General features: G+C 73.0%; 17 protein-coding genes and 2 rRNA genes. 5 read left to right on the top strand and 14 right to left on the bottom strand.

Translation table 11 applies throughout. The features are described 5' to 3' along the window. Window positions 1-240: 240 nt before the first annotated feature. Window positions 241-876: an NUDIX hydrolase gene (locus AB0P07_RS06345; protein WP_365545941.1), complete on the bottom strand. Its 636-nt coding sequence runs from the start codon at window positions 874-876 to the stop codon at window positions 241-243. An 86-nt stretch (window positions 877-962) separates the two neighbouring features. Next, window positions 963-2,630 (bottom strand): CTP synthase, encoded by a 1,668-nt coding sequence (locus AB0P07_RS06340; RefSeq protein ID WP_365545938.1) that lies wholly within the window; start codon window positions 2,628-2,630, stop codon window positions 963-965. Between the two features lie 586 nt (window positions 2,631-3,216). Here AB0P07_RS06340 and AB0P07_RS06335 point away from each other — a divergent pair. Together AB0P07_RS06335 and AB0P07_RS06330 are read left to right on the top strand one after the other, a co-directional pair. Next, complete coding sequence (locus tag AB0P07_RS06335; protein WP_365547035.1) at window positions 3,217-5,019, top strand: glycoside hydrolase family 15 protein; 1,803 nt, start codon at window positions 3,217-3,219, stop codon at window positions 5,017-5,019. 78 nt (window positions 5,020-5,097) lie between these two features. After that, window positions 5,098-6,744: a PucR family transcriptional regulator gene (locus AB0P07_RS06330; protein WP_365545935.1), complete on the top strand. Its 1,647-nt coding sequence runs from the start codon at window positions 5,098-5,100 to the stop codon at window positions 6,742-6,744. A gap of 24 nt (window positions 6,745-6,768) precedes the next feature. On the opposite strand, the gene AB0P07_RS06325 is transcribed toward AB0P07_RS06330, so the two are convergent. From AB0P07_RS06325 to AB0P07_RS06305, 5 genes are all read right to left on the bottom strand, one after another. Next, the gene (locus AB0P07_RS06325) at window positions 6,769-7,917 is read right to left on the bottom strand and encodes a glycosyltransferase family 4 protein (RefSeq protein ID WP_365545932.1); all 1,149 of its coding nucleotides are present in this window, start codon (window positions 7,915-7,917) and stop codon (window positions 6,769-6,771) included. Between the two features lie 305 nt (window positions 7,918-8,222). Beyond that, on the bottom strand, window positions 8,223-9,965 hold the full coding sequence (gene recN, locus AB0P07_RS06320; RefSeq protein WP_365545929.1) for a DNA repair protein RecN: 1,743 nt from the start codon (window positions 9,963-9,965) through the stop codon (window positions 8,223-8,225). Between the two features lie 163 nt (window positions 9,966-10,128). After that, window positions 10,129-11,034: an NAD kinase gene (locus AB0P07_RS06315; protein ID WP_365545926.1), complete on the bottom strand. Its 906-nt coding sequence runs from the start codon at window positions 11,032-11,034 to the stop codon at window positions 10,129-10,131. Then, window positions 11,031-11,846: a hemolysin gene (locus tag AB0P07_RS06310; RefSeq protein ID WP_365545923.1), complete on the bottom strand. Its 816-nt coding sequence runs from the start codon at window positions 11,844-11,846 to the stop codon at window positions 11,031-11,033. The genes AB0P07_RS06315 and AB0P07_RS06310 overlap by 4 nt, the downstream gene beginning before the upstream one ends. 7 nt (window positions 11,847-11,853) lie before the next feature. Continuing rightward, window positions 11,854-12,183 (bottom strand): hypothetical protein, encoded by a 330-nt coding sequence (locus AB0P07_RS06305; RefSeq protein ID WP_365545920.1) that lies wholly within the window; start codon window positions 12,181-12,183, stop codon window positions 11,854-11,856. Window positions 12,184-12,225: 42 nt separating this feature from the next. Here AB0P07_RS06305 and AB0P07_RS06300 point away from each other — a divergent pair, with 42 nt between their 5' ends. Continuing rightward, window positions 12,226-12,573, top strand: coding sequence for an SCP2 sterol-binding domain-containing protein (locus AB0P07_RS06300; RefSeq protein WP_365545917.1), 348 nt, complete (start codon window positions 12,226-12,228; stop codon window positions 12,571-12,573). Here the strand turns inward: AB0P07_RS06300 and AB0P07_RS06295 are convergent. From AB0P07_RS06295 to AB0P07_RS06280, 4 genes are all read right to left on the bottom strand, one after another. Further along, the gene (locus AB0P07_RS06295) at window positions 12,557-13,432 is read right to left on the bottom strand and encodes an ABC transporter ATP-binding protein (protein WP_365545914.1); all 876 of its coding nucleotides are present in this window, start codon (window positions 13,430-13,432) and stop codon (window positions 12,557-12,559) included. The two genes, AB0P07_RS06300 and AB0P07_RS06295, sit on opposite strands and share 17 nt — an antisense overlap. Then, a complete protein-coding gene (locus AB0P07_RS06290) occupies window positions 13,429-14,466 on the bottom strand; it encodes an iron chelate uptake ABC transporter family permease subunit (RefSeq protein ID WP_365547033.1) in 1,038 nt (345 codons plus the stop codon). The genes AB0P07_RS06295 and AB0P07_RS06290 overlap by 4 nt, the downstream gene beginning before the upstream one ends. A 23-nt stretch (window positions 14,467-14,489) precedes the next feature. Beyond that, on the bottom strand, window positions 14,490-15,536 hold the full coding sequence (locus tag AB0P07_RS06285; protein ID WP_365545911.1) for an iron chelate uptake ABC transporter family permease subunit: 1,047 nt from the start codon (window positions 15,534-15,536) through the stop codon (window positions 14,490-14,492). A 131-nt stretch (window positions 15,537-15,667) separates the two neighbouring features. Next, window positions 15,668-16,699, bottom strand: coding sequence for an HAD hydrolase-like protein (locus AB0P07_RS06280; RefSeq protein ID WP_365545908.1), 1,032 nt, complete (start codon window positions 16,697-16,699; stop codon window positions 15,668-15,670). Between the two features lie 72 nt (window positions 16,700-16,771). On the opposite strand from AB0P07_RS06280, the gene AB0P07_RS06275 reads away from it, so the two are divergent. After that, complete coding sequence (locus AB0P07_RS06275) at window positions 16,772-18,064, top strand: DUF1015 domain-containing protein (RefSeq protein ID WP_365545905.1); 1,293 nt, start codon at window positions 16,772-16,774, stop codon at window positions 18,062-18,064. A gap of 68 nt (window positions 18,065-18,132) precedes the next feature. Here the strand turns inward: AB0P07_RS06275 and AB0P07_RS06270 are convergent, their stop codons facing one another. Then, a complete protein-coding gene (locus tag AB0P07_RS06270) occupies window positions 18,133-18,855 on the bottom strand; it encodes a hypothetical protein (RefSeq protein WP_365545903.1) in 723 nt (240 codons plus the stop codon). Between the two features lie 363 nt (window positions 18,856-19,218). Between AB0P07_RS06270 and AB0P07_RS06265 the strand changes: the two genes are divergently transcribed. Further along, complete coding sequence (locus tag AB0P07_RS06265) at window positions 19,219-20,031, top strand: hypothetical protein (RefSeq protein ID WP_365545900.1); 813 nt, start codon at window positions 19,219-19,221, stop codon at window positions 20,029-20,031. 121 nt (window positions 20,032-20,152) lie between these two features. Here the strand turns inward: AB0P07_RS06265 and rrf are convergent. After that, window positions 20,153-20,269: ribosomal RNA gene (rrf, locus tag AB0P07_RS06260) — 5S ribosomal RNA — on the bottom strand. Window positions 20,270-20,373: 104 nt separating this feature from the next. After that, window positions 20,374-20,575 (bottom strand): 23S ribosomal RNA (locus AB0P07_RS06255); the annotation flags it as partial.

Genomic DNA, 20,575 nt, shown 5'->3' with positions numbered 1-20,575 from the left:
CCCGGCAAGGATGATGCCGGACGGCCGGGGCCCGGTCGTGCGGGTGATCCACGGAAACCGGGCGGCTGCGCGGCCGGCGCCACGGCGCCCGCACTCGTGCCGCGGGGCACCGCCGCGGCCCCGGGGCCTGTGCGGCCGACTCCCGCGCCCGGCCTCCCTGGCGGGAGGGGCCGCATCGCCTGCGTTCACCGGCGACGACGGGACGCGCGTGTTTCCCGCGCCCAGATCCGCCGGACGGGCTCACGCCTCGAAGGGCCGGGCCGGCCAGGGCGCCTCGGCCGGGCGGAGGGCGTCGAGGCCGTCGCCGTGCTCCGCCGCGACCAGCGAGAGCACGCCCACGACCAGGCAGTTGTTGTGCAGCTCCCCCGCGAGCACCCCCCGGACCAGGTCCGCCACGGGCACCCGCGTCAGCTCCATGTCGGCCTCTTCGTCCTCGACCTCGAAGCGTTCGCCGGCGGCCTCGGACAGACCCCGGGCGAGGAAGATCCGTACGGCCTCGTCGCAGCCGCCGGGGGTGGTGTAGACGTCGGTCAGCACCCGCCAGTGTTCGGCCTTGACGTGCGCCTCCTCGTACAGCTCGCGCTGGGCGGCGTGCAGCGGGTTCTCGCCGGGGACGTCGAGCAGCCCGGCCGGGATCTCCCAGAGCTTCTCGCGCACGGGGTGCCGGTACTGCTTGAGGACCAGCACCCGGCCCTCCTCGTCCAGGGCGAGGACGGCGACCGAGCCGGGGTGGACCTGGTAGTCGCGGGAGACGACGGATCCGTCGGGCATGACCACGTCGTCCGTGCGGACCGAGGTCTTCTTGCCCCGGAAGGGGGTCTGGCTGCCCCGGATCTCCCACTCCTCGGGAGTGTCCTTGATCGTGCTGCCCGTCATTGCCTGCCCTGCCCTTCCAGACGTACGCGAAAGCCGGGGCCCGCGCCGTTGAATGCGCGTGCCCCGGCCACCGTACAACTGGTGTGCTACTTCGACGTCTTCCGCTCGACCGCGGCCTTGACCAGCCCGGCGAAGAGCGGGTGCGGGCGGGTCGGGCGCGAGCGCAGCTCCGGGTGGGCCTGCGTGGCGACCAGGTAGGGGTGCACGTCCCGCGGGTACTCGACGTACTCGACGAGCTTGCCGTCCGGGGAGGTGCCCGAGAAGACGATGCCGGCCTTCTTCTCCAGCTCCGCGCGGTAGGCGTTGTTCACCTCGTAGCGGTGGCGGTGCCGCTCCTCGACGTACTCCTTGCCGTCGTAGACCTCGCGCACGATGGAGCCCTCGGCCAGCTTGGCCGGGTACATGCCGAGCCGCATCGTGCCGCCGAGGTCGCCCTCGCCGGCCACGATGTCCAGTTGCTCGGCCATGGTGGAGATGACCGGGTGGGCGGTGGCCGGGTCGAACTCGGTGGAGTTGGCGTCCGCGATGTCGGCCAGGTTGCGCGCGGCCTCGACGACGATGCACTGCAGGCCCAGGCAGAGGCCCAGCAGCGGGATCCTGTTCTCGCGGGCGTACTTGATCGCGCCGACCTTGCCGGTCACGCCGCGCTCGCCGAAGCCGCCGGGGATGCAGATCGCGTCGACGTCGCCGAGCTGCGCCTTGGCGCCGGCCGGGGTCTTGCAGTCGTCGGAGGTGACCCACTTGATCTTCACGCGGGCCCGGTTGGCGAAGCCGCCGGCGCGCAGCGCCTCGGTGACCGAGAGGTAGGCGTCGGGCAGGTCGATGTACTTGCCGACCAGGGCCATGACGATCTCGTGCTCGGGCTGGTGCACGCGGTCGAGCAGGTCGTCCCAGGTCGTCCAGTCCACGTCGCGGAACGGCAGGTCCAGCTTGCGGACGACGTAGGCGTCCAGCCCCTCGGTGTGGACGACCTTGGGGATGTCGTAGATGGAGCGGGCGTCGGGGCATGCCACCACGGCGGCCTCGTCGACGTCGCACATCAGCGAGATCTTGCGCTTGATCGCGGTCGGCACCTCGCGGTCGCAGCGCAGCACGATCGCGTCCGGCTGGATACCGATGTTGCGCAGGGCGGCGACGCTGTGCTGGGTGGGCTTGGTCTTCAGCTCGCCCGACGGGCCGATGTAGGGCAGGAGCGAGATGTGGACGACGAAGACGTTGTCGCGGCCGACCTCGTGCCGGACCTGACGGACGGTCTCCAGGAACGGCAGCGACTCGATGTCGCCGACGGTGCCGCCGACCTCGGTGATCACGACGTCGACCTCGTCCGTCGCCATGCGGCGGATGCGGTGCTTGATCTCGTTGGTGATGTGCGGGATGACCTGCACGGTGTCGCCCAGGTACTCGCCGCGCCGCTCCTTGGCGATCACGGCCGAGTACACCTGGCCCGTGGTCACATTGGCGGTGCCGTCCAGGTCGCGGTCGAGGAAGCGCTCGTAGTGTCCGATGTCCAGGTCGGTCTCGGCGCCGTCGTTGGTGACGAAGACCTCACCGTGCTGGAAGGGGTTCATCGTGCCGGGGTCGACGTTGAGGTACGGGTCGAGCTTCTGCATCACGACGCGCAGACCCCGGGCCTTGAGCAGCATGCCGAGGCTGGAGGCGGTGAGCCCCTTGCCGAGCGAGGAGGCGACACCCCCGGTGACGAAGATGTGCTTGGTCGTCGAGGCTGTGCTGTTTCGAAAAACAGAGGGCGGCATGGCCAAGAGGGGGCTCCCGTGGTCGCGGTCTGGGGTGCGGTGCGTTCGTCCTCCGCCCCGGTCGTACCGGGAGTCGTCGGCGGCGCCGTCGCTGCGGTTCCGGGGTTCTTCTCCCACCGGTCCACGGGCTACCAGCGTAACAGCGCCTCGGGGCGACGGCTTCCGGCCACCCTCCGCGCACGCCCGGACACGCAGAGGGGAACGTCACCGATTCCTCACCCCGCGGTCACCCGTTCGGCGGACCCGGCTTGCCCGGAGCGGCACACAGATCATCTACGTGCGTCGTATCCTGCTCGGACGTTCGCTGCCGAGCCCGCCCGGCGACACGGCACCACCCCTCGCCCGTCACCACCGGAACAACGAGAGCTCGTCCGTTCGTTGAGCAACAATTGTCCCTCGGGGCACCACGTTTGGCTTCCGGGCCGAACGGCTGCTTTGCTTCATGGCTCAACGAGACATGACACGCGGGGCACACATCCCTCGACCCACATTTCCTGACCCAGACCCCTGACCCCACCCTTGACCGCTGACCGCACTAGCGACCGCCCCCACGCGGGGTGACGTGGCCGTTCGACTGGAGTTGCACGTGGCCGGGCGCATCGAAGACTACGCACTCATCGGAGACATGCAGACCGCTGCCCTGGTCTGCCGGGACGGCACAGTCGACTGGCTGTGCCTGCCCCGCTTCGACTCGCATGCCATCTTCGCCGGCCTGCTGGGCACCGGGGAGCACGGTTTCTGGCGGCTCGGCCCCGCCTACGCCGCCGGCGCCGAACCGCCCACCGCGGCCCGGCGCACCTACCGCGGCGACTCGCTGATCCTGGAGTCCGAGTGGGACACCCCGCGTGGCACCGTCCGGGTGATCGATTTCATGCCGCCCCGCGACGGCGCGCCGCAGCTGATCCGCATCGTGGAGGGCGTCTCCGGCCGGGTGCCGATGCGCTCGGAGCTGCGGATGCGGTTCAGCTACGGCCGGGTGGTCCCCTGGGTCCACAAGCACGAGGGCCGCACGGTGGCCGTCGCGGGTCCGGACTCCGTGTGGTTCGACACGGAGGCGGAGACCTACGGCAAGGCGCTGACCACGTACGCGGACTTCACGGTGGCGCCGGGTGACCGGATCGCGTTCACGATCTCGTGGGAGCCCTCGCACAAGGAGCCGCCGGCGCTGCCGGAGCCCGAGCAGTCGCTGGTGGCGACGGAGGACTTCTGGCGCGACTGGGTCGAGCACTGCACGTACCACGGTCCCTACCGGGAGGCCGTGGTCCGCTCCCTGATCACGCTGAAGGCCCTGACGTACGCCCCCACCGGCGGCATCGTCGCGGCGCCCACCACCTCCCTGCCGGAGGACATCGGCGGCGTCCGCAACTGGGACTACCGCTACACGTGGCTGCGCGACGCCGCGATCACGCTGTCCTCGCTGCTGCGCACCGGCTACCGCGAGGAGGCCCGGGCCTGGCGCGAGTGGCTGCTGCGCGCGGTCGCGGGCGATCCCGAGAACCTGCAGATCATGTACGGCATCGCGGGCGAGCGGGAACTGGGCGAGGCGGAGCTGGACTGGTTGCCGGGCTACGAGGGCTCCACCCCGGTCCGGGTCGGCAACGGCGCGGCCCACCAGCTCCAGCTGGACGTGTACGGCGAGGTGACCGAGGCCCTGCACCTGGGCCACATGACGGGCCTGGCCCGCAACGACTACGCCTCGGTGCTCCAGCTCAAGCTGATCCGCTACCTGGAGTCCCACTGGCACGAGCCGGACGAGGGCATCTGGGAGGTGCGCGGCCCGCGCCGCCACTTCGTGCACTCCAAGGTGATGGCCTGGGTCGCCGTCGACCGCACCATCAAGCTGATCGAGTCCGGCGACGCGGACGGCCCGCTGGAGCGCTGGAAGCAGCTGCGCGACGACATCCACCGGGACGTGTGCGAGAAGGGCTACGACAAGGAACGCAACACGTTCACGCAGTCCTACGGCTCCCAGGCACTGGACGCCTCCCTGCTGCTGATCCCGCAGATGGGCTTCCTGCCGCCGGACGACAAGCGGGTCATCGGCACCATCGAGGCCATTCAGCGCGAGCTGTCCACCTCGGACGGCTTCATCCTGCGCTACCCGACGGACGGCGAGGCCGAGGGTGTCGACGGCCTGCCGGGCGACGAGGGCGCCTTCCTGGCCTGCTCGTTCTGGATGGCGGACGACCTGGCGATGATCGGCCGGGTGGACGAGGCCAGGAAGCTCTTCGAGAAGCTGCTGTCCCTGCGCAACGACCTCGGTCTCCTGGCCGAGGAGTGGGACCCCCGCCTGCAGCGCCAGGTCGGCAACTTCCCGCAGGCCTTCAGCCACGTGCCACTGATCGACACCGCTCTCAGGCTGACGGCCAGCGGGGCGTACGGGGGCTGAGGGGCGTGCACCGGCCGCCGGTCGTGGGGCGGGCACACGGATGTCCCGGCGGGGGTCGCGCCGGGTAGCGTCCGGCTCATGGACAGCGGCATGAACAGCGGATTCGACACCCGGGGCGCCGGGATCACGGTGCGACGGGCACTGGAACTGCCCGGGCTGCGCAGTGGTCTGCCGGAGGTTCTCGCGGGCGCCGACCGGCTGCAGCGCACGGTGCGCTGGGTGCACGCCGGTGAGGTGCCCAACATCGCCTCGCTCCTCAAGGGCGGCGAACTGCTGCTGACCACGGGGTACGGCCTGGGCACCCGCCCCGCCGAGCAGCGGGCGTTCGTACGCACGCTGGCCGAGCGCGGCATCGCGGCCCTCGTCGTGGAGCTGGGCCCGCGCTTCGCCCGGCTCCCCGCGGCCCTCGTGGACACCGCCCGCGCGGCCGGGCTGCCGCTGGTCCAGCTGCACCGCGAAGTGCCGTTCGTGACGGTCACCGAGGAGATCCACACCGAGATCGTCAACGGCCACTACGCGCTGCTCCAGCGGGCCGAGGAGGTGCACCGCCGCTGCACCGAGGCCCTGCTGGGCGGCGGTGGGGTGCCCCAGGTCCTCGGCATCCTGGCCGACTTCGCCGGCAACCCCGTATTCCTGGAGACCCCGGACGGCCGCCTGCTGTACGCCGCCGGTTCCGGCCCCGAGGGCGCCGACCCGCTCCAGGTCTGGGAGGGGCTGCGGGGGCCGCACAAGGACGCGCCGCCCCCGGCGGGCTCGGTCCTCGTGGAGGTGCCGGGCGGCGGGCCCGGCACCGGATCGGTGCGGGCCCGCCTCGTGCTGCTGCCGGTACGGTCCCCGCTGGTGCCGGTGCACCGGATGGCGGCGGAGCGGGCGGCGGGCATCCTGGCCGTGGTGCTGATGCAGGCGCGGCAGGAGGAGGAGGTGGCGGCGCGCGGGCGGGGCGACTTCCTCACCGACCTCGCGGAGGGCCGGATCACGGCGGAGGACGCCCCGGCGCAGGCCCGCGTCCTGGGCTTCAGACCGGGCACCGGACCGCTGCTCCCGGTGGTGATGCGGCTCGGCGACGCCCTGTCCCCGGCGGGCGGCGGCTGGGCGGTGCTGGCCCGCGCGGTCGCCGAGGAGCTGGCCTCGGTGGGGGTGCCGGTGCTGCTGGGCGTGCGGCCGGTGGAGGGCCGGGTGCCGCTGCTGCTGGGGCTGCGCTCGGAGTCGGAGCGGGTGACGATCGCGGACCGGGTCGCGGCGGCGCTGCGGGCGGGCGTGGAGCGGGCCGGGATGCGGCGGCCGGGGGCGCAACCGCCGGTCGTGGTCGTCGGTGTGCCCGGCGGCTGGGCGGCGGCGTCGGCGGGCCTCAGGCACGCGGCGGAGACGGCGACGGCGGCGCAGGGCCTGACCGACCGGCCCTGGTACGACGCCCGGCGCCTCGACATCGATCTGCTGCTGTGGCGGCTGCGCGACCATCCGGACCTGGCGGCGTTCGTGGACCGGGCGATCGGCCCGCTGCGGGACCACGACGACCGCTCGAAACCGCCTCTGCTGCCCACCCTCCAGACGTACTTGGCGCACGCCGGCCGCAAGGCGGAGACGGCGCGCGAGCTCCATCTCAACCGGCAGACGCTCTACAACCGGCTGGCCCGGATCGGGGAGTTGCTGGGCACGGACCTAGACGACCCGCAGACCGTACTGGCGTTGAGCCTGGCCCTGCGCGCCCGTCGGCACGTTCCGTAGCGGCCGGGGCCCCGGGACGGGTGCCTAGAGCAACGGCGTGGGCTGCGTCAACTCGTCGTAGATGCTCAGGACCTGGGCGACGGTCTCGTCCTCCGTCGGCCAGGTGGCCGCCTGTCGTACGCCCCGTTCCCGCAGCTCCTCCTGGCGCGCGGGGTCGGCGAGCAGGCGGACCACGGCATCGGCGAGCGCCACCGCGTCGCCGGGCGGAACGCGTTCGGCGGCGGCGCCGACCAGCTCGGGGATACCGCCGACGTCACTGGCGACGAGCGGCACGCGCGCGTGCAGGGCCTCCTGGGCGAGGAGGGAGCGCCCCGGCTCCCGGCGGCTCGGCAGCAGCGCGAGGTCGGCCGCCGCCAGCAGTTCGGACACGTCGTCGCGGCTGCCGACGAGCACCACCGGCAGCCTTTCGCCCTCGATCCGCGCCTGCAACTCCCCGCGCAGCGGCCCCTCCCCGGCGACGACGACCAGCGGCGCCGGGTCGAGGCGGCGCCACACGCGGGCGGCGTCGAGCAGAACGTCGTACCCCCGGTGCCGGTCGAGGGAGCCGACCGCGATCAGCAACGGGCGGTCGACGGCACCGAGTTCGGCCCGGACCTTGGGACGCAGCCCGTCGGGGTCCTCGGGGCCGGGCGGCGGACCCGGCCGGGCAGGGAGCGCTACGGGGCCGAGCCGGGCGTCCCGCGCGCCCGTCCGCCGTGCCCCGTCGACCAGCTCCGAGGTGGCGCCGAGCACCACGGTCGCGGCCTTCATCACCCGCCGCTCCAGCACACGCAGCAGCTGGGCGCGGGCCCCCTCGGCGTGCACCCGGTCGTGCCAGGTGACGACGAGCGGGGTGCGCACGCGCCGCCCGCCGAGGGCCAGCGCGGCCCGGAAGGAAGCGTGCAGTCCGTGGGCGTGCACCAGGTCGGCGTCCGCGCACACCGTCCGCAGCGCGGCCACGGAGACGGGGTCGCTGCTGCGCGGCACGGGCACGTGGTCGGCTCCGGCGCCCGTGAAGTCGTAGGTGTACTCGGCATCGGAGGGGGCGCACACCGTCACTTTCACGCCCCGTGCGACGAGCCCCGCGGCCAGCGAGCGCACGTGCGTGCTGCTGCCTGCGTTGCCGCCGCCCAGCACCTGCACGGTGCGCAGCGACGACTGGCCGTGCGGTGAGTGGCTGCTCACGGGGGTCACCTGGCCGGGGCTCCTGGTTCGGCGGGGGACGGTCACGAAGAACGTACAGAAGGATGGTGCGGACGGGGCGCGCCGCGCGCATTCGGGTGCGCCGCTGCGTCAAGGATGCCAGGCCGTACGGGTGTTCCGGGAACGACGACCGTCGCGACCGGACCGAGGGTGGGACGCCGACGGCACACCGCTTCACCCGTACGAGTGAAGGTGGCGCGTGCGCCCCGAGCCACCGGGGCGCACGTCCCGAAGCGTCCTGGAGCCCGGCGCAGGGTGCCTCCGCGCAGCGCCGACGGTACCCGCCGGCGGGCCCCCTACTGGTCCGACCGGGCCGTCTCCAGCAGCTCCTCCGCGTGGGCGCGGGCCGTCTCGGAGTCCTCCTGACCGGCGAGCATCCGGGACAGCTCCCGGACCCGCTCCTCGCCCTCCAGGACCTTCACGCCGGAGCGCGTCACCGAGCCGTCGTTGGTCTTCTCCACCAGCAGCTGTCGGTCGGCGAACGCGGCCACCTGCGGCAGGTGCGTGACGACCACGACCTGCGCGCTCTTCGCCAGCCGCGCCAGCCGGCGGCCGATCTCCACCGCCGCCTTGCCACCCACCCCGGCGTCGACCTCGTCGAAGAGATAGGTCGGCACCGGGTCGGTGCCCGCGAAGACGACCTCCACGGCCAGCATCACGCGCGACAGCTCACCGCCGGACGCGCCCTTGGCGATCGGCCGCGGCGGCGCGCCGGGGTGCGGGGCGAGCAGCAGCTCGACCTCGTCGGCGCCCGACGGCCCGTAGGCCACCGTGCGCCCGCCGACCTCGACGCCCTGCTCGTCCTCGGTCTGCCGGATCTCGAAGGACACGCGCGCGTGGGGCATGGCGAGCGAGGCCAGCTCGGCGGTCACGGCGGCGGCGAACCGCTCGGCGGCCTCGGTGCGCGCGTCGGTCAGCGCCTGGGCGAGCCCGCCCAGTTCGACTCGCAGGGCGTCCCGCTCGGCGGTCAGCTCGCCGATCCGCTCGTCGTCGCCGTCCAGCTCGGTCAGCCGCGCGGCGCTCTGCTCGGCCCAGCTCAGCACGGCGGCGATGTCCTCGCCGTACTTCCGGGTCAGCCCGGTGAGCGCGGCCCGCCGCTCCTCGACGGCCGCCAGCCGCAGCGGGTCGGCGTCGAGGTCGTCGGCGTACCCGGCGAGTTCACCGGCCACGTCGCGCAGCAGGATGCCGACCTCGCCGATCCGCTCGGCGAGGGCGGCCAGCGCCGGGTCGTGCGACCGTACGGCGTCCAGGGCCCGCTGTGCGCCCGCGACCAGCGTCGCGCCGTCCGCGCCCTCGGGGTCCTCCGGATTGCCCGCGAGGGCGGCGTGGGCGACCGTGGCGGCCGACGCGAGCGCCTCGGCGTGTCCGAGCCGCTCCGCCTCCTCCGCCAGCTCCACGTCCTCACCGGCGCGCGGTTCGACCGCGGCGATCTCGTCGAGGCCGTAGCGCAGCAGGTCGGCCTCCTGGGCGCGTTCCCGCGCGCGCGTGGTGATCTCGTCCAGCTCCGTGACGACGGCCCGCAGCCGCCGGTACGCCTCGGCGTACTTGGCGAGCGGCCCGGCGACCGCGTCGCCCGCGTACCGGTCGAGCGCCTGCCGCTGCCGGGAGAGCTTGAGCAGCCCCTGCTGGTCGGTCTGCCCGTGCACGGCCACCAGTTCGTCGGCGAGCTCGGCGAGCATCCCCACCGGCACCGACCGCCCGCCCAGATGCGCCCGCGAGCGCCCCTCGGCGGAAACGGTACGGCTGATCAGCAGCGCCCCGTCGTCCAGCTCGGCCCCGGCCTCCTCGGCCCGGACGGCGGCAGCGGCGTCGTCGGGCACGGCGATGCGCCCCTCGACGACCGCGCTCTTCGCCCCGATCCGCACGAGCGCCGCGTCCGCGCGTCCGCCCAGCAGCAGGCCCAGGCTGGTGACCACCATCGTCTTGCCGGCACCCGTCTCACCGGTGACAGCGGTGAACCCGGGCGACAGCTCGACCACGGCGTCGTCAATGACCCCGAGCGACCGTATCCGCATCTCCTCAAGCACGGACACGACCATACGAGGTCGAGGGCGCGAAGCGCACACAGCCCACCCTTGTCACGCCGGGAAGGCCGACGCCGTCAGGGGCGCGGGACTGCGCCGACAGCGGCTGCGCCGCGGGGCGCGACCGGCCACGGGCAGCCCGCGGCCGGGCCACAACAGAACCACCCCTTCGAGTCCGCTAGTGCGGCGCCCCGCGCCATCCGGAAACGGGCAACGCGAACTTCGCCACCAGCCGGTCGGTGAACGACGCGTGATGCAGCCGGGCCAACCGCACCGGCACCGCCCCCCGCCGCACCTCCACCCGCGCCCCCGGCGGCAGCTCCACCGTGCGCCGCCCGTCGCACCACAGCACCCCCGGAGGGACGTGCGGCAGCACCTCGACGGCGAGCACCGAGTCCGGCGAGGTCACCAGCGGCTTCGCGAACAGCGCGTGCGCGCTGATCGGCACCATCAGCAGCGCCTCCACCTCGGGCCACACCACGGGCCCTCCGGCCGAGAAGGCGTACGCCGTCGACCCGGTCGGCGTCGACAGCACGATGCCGTCGCAGCCGAACCCGGTCACCGGCCGCCCGTCGATCTCCAGCACGACTTCCAGCAGCTTCTCGGCGCCCGCCTTCTGCACGGCCGCCTCGTTCAGCGCCCAGTCGGTGTGCACGATGTCGCCGTTGCGGTGCACGACGACGTCGACGGTCATCCGCTCCTCGACCTCGTAGGCCCGGTTCACCACCCGGTCGACGACCTTGTCGAGGTCGTCTCGCTCGGCCTCCGCGAGGAAGCCGACCCGCCCGAGGTTGACGCCGAGCATCGGCACCCCGGACGCGCGGGCGAACTCGGCGCCGCGCAGCAGTGTGCCGTCGCCGCCCAGCACGATCAGCAGCTCGCACCCGTCCAGGCACTGCGGAGTGGCCTCGCCGACCGTGTCCACCTCGCCCGGCAGCGGCAGGTCGCGCGCCTCGGCCTCCAGGACGCGGACGCCGATTCCGGCCCGCAGCAGCCCCTTGACCACCAGCTCCGCGCTGCGGATGGCAGCAGGGCGCCCGGTGTGGGCGAGCAGGAAAACAGTACGCGCTCGGTTCTGTGTCAACGCGGCCCCTCCGCCACTGCACGGTCAACATCGGCCGGGTCCGGTTCACCGGCGCCGGCCCGCAGCCACAGAAAGTACTCGACGTTCCCGGAGGGACCGGGCAGCGGACTGGCGGTGACCCCCTTCACCCCGAGCCCCAGCTCCCAGGCCCGCTGCGCGACGCCCCGCACCGCCTCGGCCCGCAGCTGCGCGCTGCGTACCACTCCCCCGCTGCCCAGCCGCTCCTTCCCCACCTCGAACTGCGGCTTCACCATCATCACCAGGTCGGCGTCCGGCCGGGTGCACCGCACCAGGGCGGGCAGTACCAGCCCGAGCGGGATGAAGGACAGATCCCCCACAACCAGGTCCACGGGCTCCCCGTCGATCGCTTCCAACGTCAACTCGCGTACGTTCGTACGGTCCTTGACGGTGACGCGTTCATCCTGCTGAAGACTCCACGCGAGTTGTCCGTATCCGACGTCCACGGCGACGACGTGCGCGGCGCCCGCCCGCAGCAGTACGTCGGTGAAGCCGCCGGTGGAGGCGCCGGCGTCCAGCGCCCGCCGTCCCTCGACGACGAGGCCCTGCGGCAGGAAGGCGGCGAGGGCGCCGGCGAGCTTGTGCCCGCCGCGCGAGACGTAGTCGGGGTCGCTGTCGTCTGCCTTCACCACGATCGCGGCGGCGGTCTCGACCTGCGTGGCGGGTTTCGTCGCGACGGTCTTGCCGACGGTGACCCGTCCGGCGGCGATCAGCTGGCTCGCGTGCTCGCGCGAGCGCGCCAGCTTGCGGCGCACCAGCTCCGCGTCGAGACGGCGGCGTGCGACTCCTGCCACGTTCGGTTCAGCTCCTGCGGTCGTACGGTGATGGCGGCGGGGGCGCCGGTGGTCCCGGACGCCCCGGGGGCTCCGGTGGTCCCGGGCGGGCATCGAGCGCGGTGAGCGCGTCGCGCAGCCCCCGGTGTACATCCTCGTACACCTCGACGTGTCCGTCGGTGGCCAGGTGGTCGGCGTCGGCCAGCCGCGCCAGCCGCGCGTCGACCTCGGCGTTCCCGGTGGGGACGCGCGGGACGTCCAGCGGGGCGGGGGCCGCCGGCTCGTACCCGGGGTCGGTGTGCGCCCCGGGCTCCGCCTCCTCGGACTCGGAGTCCGGCTCCGGTACTGCGTCGCTCATGCCCCGACGCTACCGCGCGGCGCTGGGGTACGGTCGGTCCCGATGGCGACGACTGAGGAGTGCCGTGCCGCACTCGACAAGCTTTCGGACAACATGCGCGGCGCCGAAGGGGACGTGCGGGCGGCCACGGAGCTGGACCGCTCGGTGAGCTGCCACATCACCGACCTGGACGTCACCTTCGCCGGACGCATGGCGGACGGCCGCATCGACGTGCGCGAGACCCTCGCGGGGCCGCCGCGCGAGAAGGCCGAGATAAGGCTGGCGATGACCGGCGACGACCTGGTGGCCCTGGTGGCGGGCGAACTGAACTTCGCCCGGGCCTGGGGGGCGGGCCGGGTGAAGCTGGAAGCGGGCCTGCGCGACCTGTTCCGGCTCAGGAAGCTCCTGTAACGGCCGCCTTCTCCCGCTGGGTACGCCCCTTGCGCGCGGCCGGCACCACCAGCGGCGTGCCCGTCTCCGGGTCGTCGATGATCTGGCAGCGCAGCCCGAAGACCCGCTCGACCAGGTCGGCGGTGACGACGTCCTTCGGCGCTCCCTCGGCGATGACCTCCCCGCCGCGCAGGGCGATGAGGTGGGTGGCGTAGCGGGCGGCGTGGTTGAGGTCGTGCAGCACGGCGACGAGGGTGCGGCCCTGCTCCTCGTGCAGTTCCGCGCACAGGTCGAGGACGTCGATCTGGTGCTGGATGTCCAGGTAGGTCGTCGGCTCGTCGAGCAGCAGCAGCGGGGTCTGCTGGGCGAGCGCCATGGCGATCCACACGCGCTGGCGCTGGCCGCCGGAGAGTTCGTCGACGTAGCGGTCGGCCAGTTCGGCGATGCCGGTCTGCGCCATCGACTCCTGGACGACCCGCTCGTCCTCGGTCGACCACTGGCGCAGAATGCCCTGGTGCGGGTAGCGGCCGCGGCCGACGAGGTCGCCGACGGTGATGCCGTCGGGCGCGATGGACGACTGCGGCAGCAGGCCGAGGGTCCGCGCGACCTGCTTGGCGGGCATCGACTGGATGACCGACCCGTCGAGCAGCACCCGGCCGTCGCTCGGCTTGAGCATCCGCGACAGGGCCCGCAGCAGGGTGGACTTGCCGCACGCGTTCGGGCCGACGATCACCGTGAAGGAGTTGTCGGGTATCTCCACCGACAGCTTCTCGGCGATGACCCGCTGGTCGTAGGCGAGGGTGACGTTCTCGGCGGACAGACGGTTCACGTTGCTCCTTGGGTTGTTCGTCCCGCTGCGGTCGCCGCTGCCGGCGCTCATATCCGGCCTGCCTTGCGCTCGGTGACCAGCAGCCACAGCAGGTAGACGCCGCCGAGTACGCCGGTGACGACGCCCACGGGCAGTTGCTCGGCGCCGAAGACCCGCTGCGAGATGAAGTCGGCGCCCACCAGCAGGGCCGCACCCATGCACAGGGACGGCACCAGGTTGGGACCGGGAGAGCGGGTGAGGCGCCGGGCGAGTTGCGGGGCGGTGAGCGCGACGAAGCTGACCGGTCCGGCGGCGGCGGTGGCCGCGGCGGTGAGCAGGACGGCGGCCACCATCAGCAGCGCCCGCACCCGCTCGACGCGCACCCCGAGGGCGTAGGAGATGTCGTCGCCCATCTCCATCATCCGCAGCGCCCGTCCATTGGTGAGGACGAGCGGGACGAGCACGGCGCACAGCCCGAGCAGGGGCCAGACCTGGTCCCAGTCACGGCCGTTGAGGGAGCCGGTCATCCAGACGACGGCGCGGGAGGCGTCGACGATGTCGGCCCGGGTCATCAGGTAGCCGTTGACCGCCGTGACGATCGCGGAGACACCGATGCCGACCAGGACCAGCCGGTATCCGTGCACGCCCCGCTTCCAGGCGAGCAGGTAGATGGCGAGGCCGGTCACCAGGCCGCCGGCGAGGGCGCCGACGGTGACCTGGGCCGAGCTGCCGGAGAACAGGACGATCATGATGAGCGCGCCGGCCGTCGCGCCCTGTCCGAGGCCCAGTACGTCCGGGCTGCCGAGCGGGTTGCGGGAGATGGCCTGGAAGAGCGCGCCGCCGACGCCGAGGGCGCCGCCGACCAGCAGCCCGACCAGGACCCGTGGCAGCCGCAGTTCGTTGACGATGAACTCCTGCCCGGCGTCGCCCCGGCCGACCAGCGTCTTCAGTACGTCGGCGGGCGGTATGTCGAAGTCGCCGGTTCCGATCAGCAGCACGCTCGCGGCGAGGGCGAGGAGCAGCAGCAGGGCGACCACGACGGTGGCCCGCACGTCCAGGCGGACGGACAGCCCGCCCGGGCTGCGCACGGCACGGCTGGTCTTCATGGTCTTGCGGTCGTTCCCGTTCTTCACAGCTGGGCCGTCCTCCGCCGTCGTACGAGCAAGATGAAGACCGGCCCGCCGAGGACGGCGGTGACGATGCCGACCTGGAGCTCCGAGGGCCGTGCCACGATCCGGCCGAGGACGTCCGCGCCGAGCAGCAGCACCGGGGACAGGACCGCCGCGTACGGCAGGATCCAGCGCATGTCGGGTCCGGTGAAGGAGCGGACGATGTGCGGGATCATCAGCCCGACGAACACGATCGGCCCGCAGGCCGCGGTCGCGGCGCCGCACAGCACGGTCGCGGCGAGCATGGACAGCGCCCGGGTCCGGTTCAGGTTGGCGCCGAGGGCCTTGGCGGTGTCGTCGCCCATCTCCATGGCGTTGAGCGGCCTGGCGAGCGCGAGGGCGAGTACGGTGCCCACCACGAAGAAGGGCAGCACCTCCCGGATGGTGCCGGTCGTCGCCGAGGCGAGCGAACCGACCGTCCAGAAGCGCATCCGGCCCAGCGCCGCGTCGTCCATGATCATGACGGCCTGGAGGTAGCCGAAGAGCGCGGCGCTGATCGCGGTGCCGGCCAGCACCAGCCGCACCGGCGTGGCCCCCCGGCTGCCGCCCAGGAACCAGACCAGCGCGCCGACCCCCGCCGCACCGGCGAACGCGAACCACACGTACCCGGTCAGCGAGGTGACGCCGAAGAAGGTGATGCCCGTGACGACGGCCGCCGAGGCGCCGGCGTTGATGCCGAGCAGTCCGGGGTCGGCCAGCGGATTGCGGGTGAGTGCCTGCAGCACGGCTCCCGCGAGGCCCAGGGCGGCGCCGGCCAGCAGGCCGAGCACGGTCCGCGACAGCCGCTCGCCGACGACGACGTCGCCGTACGTGCCCGTGTCGTGGAAGAGGCCGTGCCAGACCTGTGCCAGGGACAGGTCCTTGGCGCCGATCGCGATGCTCGCCATCGCGACGCACACCAGGACCGCGACGGAGACGGGCAGCCCCGCTGCACGCAGGACGCGGCGCTTGGAGGGCGGCGCGGGAGCGGTCTCCGCGCGCTGTTCGGGGGGACTGTCGACCAACACGCAGTTAGGTTAGCCTACCCTGCCAATCGATCACGATCCCCGAGCCCTCCGGAGCGGCTCGCCCCGGCCCGTGCCCACCCGGACGCGACACGCCCCCGGCCCGCGAACGGGCGCCTGCCCCGATCGCCGTCTCACAATCCCAGCCGCGCCAGCGCCTTCCCCGAGTCCAGCCCGCAGCCCCGCTCTCCGCCCGCCGTCCAGGCCGCCGCGCACAGGGCCCGCAGCCCGTCCAGCGGGGAGCCGTCGCCCGCCAGCTCCAGCCGCTCCTCGTCGGCCGTCGCCGTCCAGCCGCCGCAGCGGAAGCCGTCGTTCGCACCGCCGGTGACCTCCGGCTGGCCGGTGAGCAGCCCGCGCAGGTCGGCGTCGACGTACGTCGGCCGGTGCTGCGGCGGCGCCGCCAGCAGCTGCGCCCCGTCGGTCACGCCGGTCAGGACGAGCAGCGAGTCGACCTCCCCGTTGAACGCCCCCTCGATGTCCGTGTCCAGCCGGTCGCCCACCACCAACGGGCGCCGGGCGCCGGTCCGCAGGATCGTCTCCCGGTGCATGGGGGGCAGCGGTTTCCCCGCGACCTGCGGCTCGGCGCCGGTCGCGATCCGCACGACCTCCACCGCCGCGCCGTTGCCCGGGGCGATCCCCCGGGCACTCGGAATGGTCAGGTCGGTGTTGGAGGCGTACCAGGGGACACCGCGCGCGATCGCGTAGCACGCCTCGGCGAACCGGCCCCACGGCAGCTCCGGGCCGCCGAACCCCTGCACGACGGCCGCCGGATCGTCCTCGGCCGACTCCACGGGCTCGAGACCGCGCTCGCGCAGCGCCACCCGCAGCCCCTCACCGCCGATCACCAGCACCCGCGCCCCCGAGGGCACCTGCTCGGAGATCAGCCGGGCCACCGCCTGCGCCGAGGTGATGACGTCACCGGCGTCCGTCGCCATCCCCAGCTCCGTCAGGTGCGCGGCCACCGTGTCGGGCGTCCGGAGCGCGTTGTTGGTGACGTACGCCAGGCGCATGCCGCCGTCCCGGGCGGTACCGAGGGACTCGACGGCGTGCGCGATCGCGTTCCCCCCGGCGTACACCACACCGTCCAGGTCGAGCAGCGCCGTGTCATAGGCCTCGTTCAGGCCCTGCCCGCTGCCCTCGGGCCTCGTCCTGACGCTCCGGCTCATCGCACATCGCTCCTCGTTGGTCGCCTTTCCCCCGATCATCCCCCATGCCACTGACACACGTACGATGCCGGGATGAACTCTGCAGGTCACCCGGAAGCAACGGCGCGCCGGGGCCTGGAACTCACCCCGTTCCGAGGCCTCCGCTACGACCCCGACCGGGTCGGCAGCCTGGCCGCCGTGACCTCTCCTCCCTACGACGTGGTGGTCCGCCCCGACGGCCTGCTCCACCTCGAGTCGGCCGACCCGTACAACATCGTCCGGCTGATCCTGCCCCAGGCCGCCACGCCCGAGGCACGCAACGAGCAGGCCGCCCGCACCCTGCGGCGCTGGACGGCGGAGGGCGTCCTGACCCCCGACCCCGAACCGGGCCTGTACGTCTACGAACAGCGCGACGGCGAAGGCATGCTGCAACGCGGCATCATCGGCGCCGTGCGCGTGTCGGACCCGTCGGAGCAGGTGGTCCTCCCGCACGAGGACGTCATGCCCCATGTCGTCGCCGACCGCGCGGCGCTCATGCGGGCCACCCGGGCCAACCTCGAACCCCTCCTGCTGACCTACCGCGGCGACGGCGAAACGCCGGCCGCCACCGCCCTCGTGGAGCACACGGCCGAACAGCCGCCACTCCTCTCCACGACCACGGAGGACGGCTTCTGCCACCGCCTGTGGTCGGTCACCGACCCGGACGTCGTGGCCCGGGTCCGGACCGAGCTGTCCCACCACCAGGCGCTCATCGCCGACGGCCACCACCGCTGGGCGACCTACCGCACCCTGCGCGCGGAACACCCCTCCCCCAGTCCCTGGGACCACGGACTCGTCCTCCTGGTCGACACGGCCCGCTATCCCCTCCGTGTCCGCGCCATCCACCGCCTGCTGCACGACCTCCCGGTGCCCGACGCCGTGGCCGCCCTGGACGGGCACTTCCGCGTCCGCCGCCTGGACACACCGCTGGACGCCTCCCTGGACGCCCTGGCGGAGGCGGCCGACACGGGCAACGCCTTCCTCCTCGCCGGCGACGGCGCCTTCCACCTCGTCGACCGGCCGGACCCCGGCCTGCTGGCCCGCACGGTTCCCACCGACCGGCCCGAGGCCTGGCGCACGCTGGACGCCACCGTCCTGCACGCCACGCTCCTCCCCCACGTCTGGCACGTCCCCGACGACTCGGCCGCCCTCGTCTCCTACATCCACGACACGGCGGCCACCGTCGAGAAGGCCGAACGCGACGGCGGTACTGCGGTGCTGATGCACCCCGTCCGCGAGGACGTCGTCCGTGAACTGGCCCGACAGGGCGTCACGATGCCCCGCAAGTCGACGTCCTTCGGCCCGAAACCGGCCTCCGGCCTGGTGCTGCGCACGCTCGACGCCTGACCCGGCCCACGACGCGGAGAGGGGGCGGACCCGGTTCACGGGCCCGCCCCCTCTCGTCGTGCGGAACGTCAGTCCTCGTCGCCGTCCTCGGCGGAAGCACGCTCCACGCCGCTGCCGGACTCGGTCTCGCTCCGGCCCCCGTCCTCGGCCTCGTCCTCGTTCAGGGCGTCCATGAACTCCACGCCGTCCAGCTCGGCGAGCCGGTCGGAGGCGTCCGTGCTGCCGTCCCGGTCGGACTCGACCGCCTTCGCGAACCACTCCCGCGCCTCCTGCTCCCGGCCCGCGGCCAGCAGCGCGTCGGCGTAGGCGTACCGCAGCCGCGCGGTCCAGGACTGCACGGAGTGGGAGGCCAGCTCGGGGCTCTGCAGCGTCACGATGGCCGCGTCCAGCTGCCCCATGTCACGCCGGGCACCGGCCGCCACGAGGCGCATCTCGACCTGGCCGGCCTTGTCCAGCTTGTGCACCTCGGGGGCACCGGCCATGTCCAGCGCCTTCTCCGGCCTGCCGAGCCCACGCTCACAGTCCGCCATGACCGGCCACAGCTCCACGGACCCGGTCATCCGCCGCGCCGCCCGGAACTCCGCCAGCGCCTCGCCGTACTTCTGGTTGGCGTACGCCGCGAACCCGGCCGCCTCGCGTACGGCGGCGACGCGGGACGCCAGACGCAGGGCCACCCTGGAATAGCCGTACGCGGCCTCCGGGTCCTCGTCGAGCAGCCGCGCGACCATCACCAGGTTCCTGGCGACGTCCTCGGCCAGCGTCTTGGGAAGGCTCTGCAGCTCCTGCCGCACGTCCTTGTCGATCTCGTCGCCCGTGACCTCCTCGGGGATCGGCAGGCGCTTGATCGGCTCACGGTCCCGGTCGCGGTCCCGCTCCTCACGGAAGCGCCCACCGCCGCCCTGCCGGTCGTCACGCCCCCGGTAACCCCCGGGGCGCCCACCGCGGTCGTCGCGCCGGGGCCCACGTGCCCCACGGTCGTCCCGCCCGCGGAAGCCGCCGCGGTCGCCGCCCCGTCCGTCGTCACGCCGGTCGTCCCGCCGACCGAAGCCGCCACGGTCACCACGGTTGTCGTCCCGCCGACCGAAGCCCCCACGGTCACCACGGTTGTCGTCCCGACGGAAGCCCCCACGATCACCGCGGTCACCACGGTCGTCGTGCCGGAAGGGGGGACGGCCGTCACGGCGGTCGTCACGCCGATCATCGCGGCGGTCGTCACGGCGGTCGTCACGGCGGTACGAGGGGCGGTCGCCGCGATCCCGGCGGTCGTCGCGATCGTCACGCCGGTAGGACGGACGGTCACCACCCCGGTCGTCACGACGGAAGCCCCGGTCACCACCGCGATCGCGGTCATCCCGACGCCCGTAACCGCCACCGCGGTTGTCGTCGCGGCGAGGGTCGCGGCGGTCATCACGCCGGTCCTCGCGACGGTCGTCACGACGGAAACCGCCGCGCTGCCCACCCCGGTCGTCCCGCCGGCTGTCGTCACGACGGCCGAAGCCACCCCGGTCGTCAGGTCGGTCGTCACGCCGGTACGCAGGACGATCCCCGCGGTCCCGCCGATCGTCACGGTCGTCACGGCGGAAGGTCGGACGATCACTGCGGTCCCCGCGATCGTCGCGGCGGAAGGACGGACGGTCGCCGCGATCCCGGCGGTCGTCGCGGTCGTCACGCCGGTAGGGCGGACGGTCACCACCCCGGTCGTCACGACGGAAGCCCCGGTCACCACCGCGATCGCGATCGTCCCTGCGCGGTCCGCGATCGCGATCGTCCCTGCGCGGTCCACGGTCACGGTCGTCCCGGCGGAACCCGCCGCGCTGTCCGCCGCGGTCATCACCTCGACGGTCGTCGCGACGGAACCCGCCCCGGTCTCCGCGCTGACCACCCCTACGGTCACCGCGGTCACCACTGTCCCGTCGCCGCTGGTCGCGCTCCGGTCGGTCGTCGGGAGAGTTCGTGGACATCGGTGACTCCTGTCTTCGGTACTGCAAGTCATTCTCGCGCAGCCGGGTACCCGGTGCGCTCTGGAAAAACGAAAGGACCCCTGGTCCCCAGCTGAACGCTGGGGACCAGGGGTCCTTTCCAAAGATTGTTCGGCGGCGTCCTACTCTCCCACAGGGTCCCCCCTGCAGTACCATCGGCGCTGTAAGGCTTAGCTTCCGGGTTCGAAATGTAACCGGGCGTTTCCCCTACGCTATGACCACCGAAACCCTAATGGTTTCGAGCGAACAAGCACACTCTTTAATTATGCGTTCTACTCAAAGCCGGCAACGGTCGTTGCCTCAGAACCAACACAGTGGACGCGAGCAACTGAGGACAAGCCCTCGGCCTATTAGTACCGGTCACCTCCACACCTCACGGTGCTTCCAGATCCGGCCTATCAACCCAGTCGTCTACTGGGAGCCTTAACCCCTCAAGGGGGTGGGAGCCCTCATCTCGAAGCAGGCTTCCCGCTTAGATGCTTTCAGCGGTTATCCCTCCCGAACGTAGCCAACCAGCCATGCCCTTGGCAGA

Source organism: Streptomyces sp. NPDC085944, from assembly GCF_040686295.1.
Taxonomy (GTDB): domain Bacteria; phylum Actinomycetota; class Actinomycetes; order Streptomycetales; family Streptomycetaceae; genus Streptomyces; species Streptomyces salinarius.
This window is presented reverse-complemented; position numbering and strand designations above follow the sequence as displayed.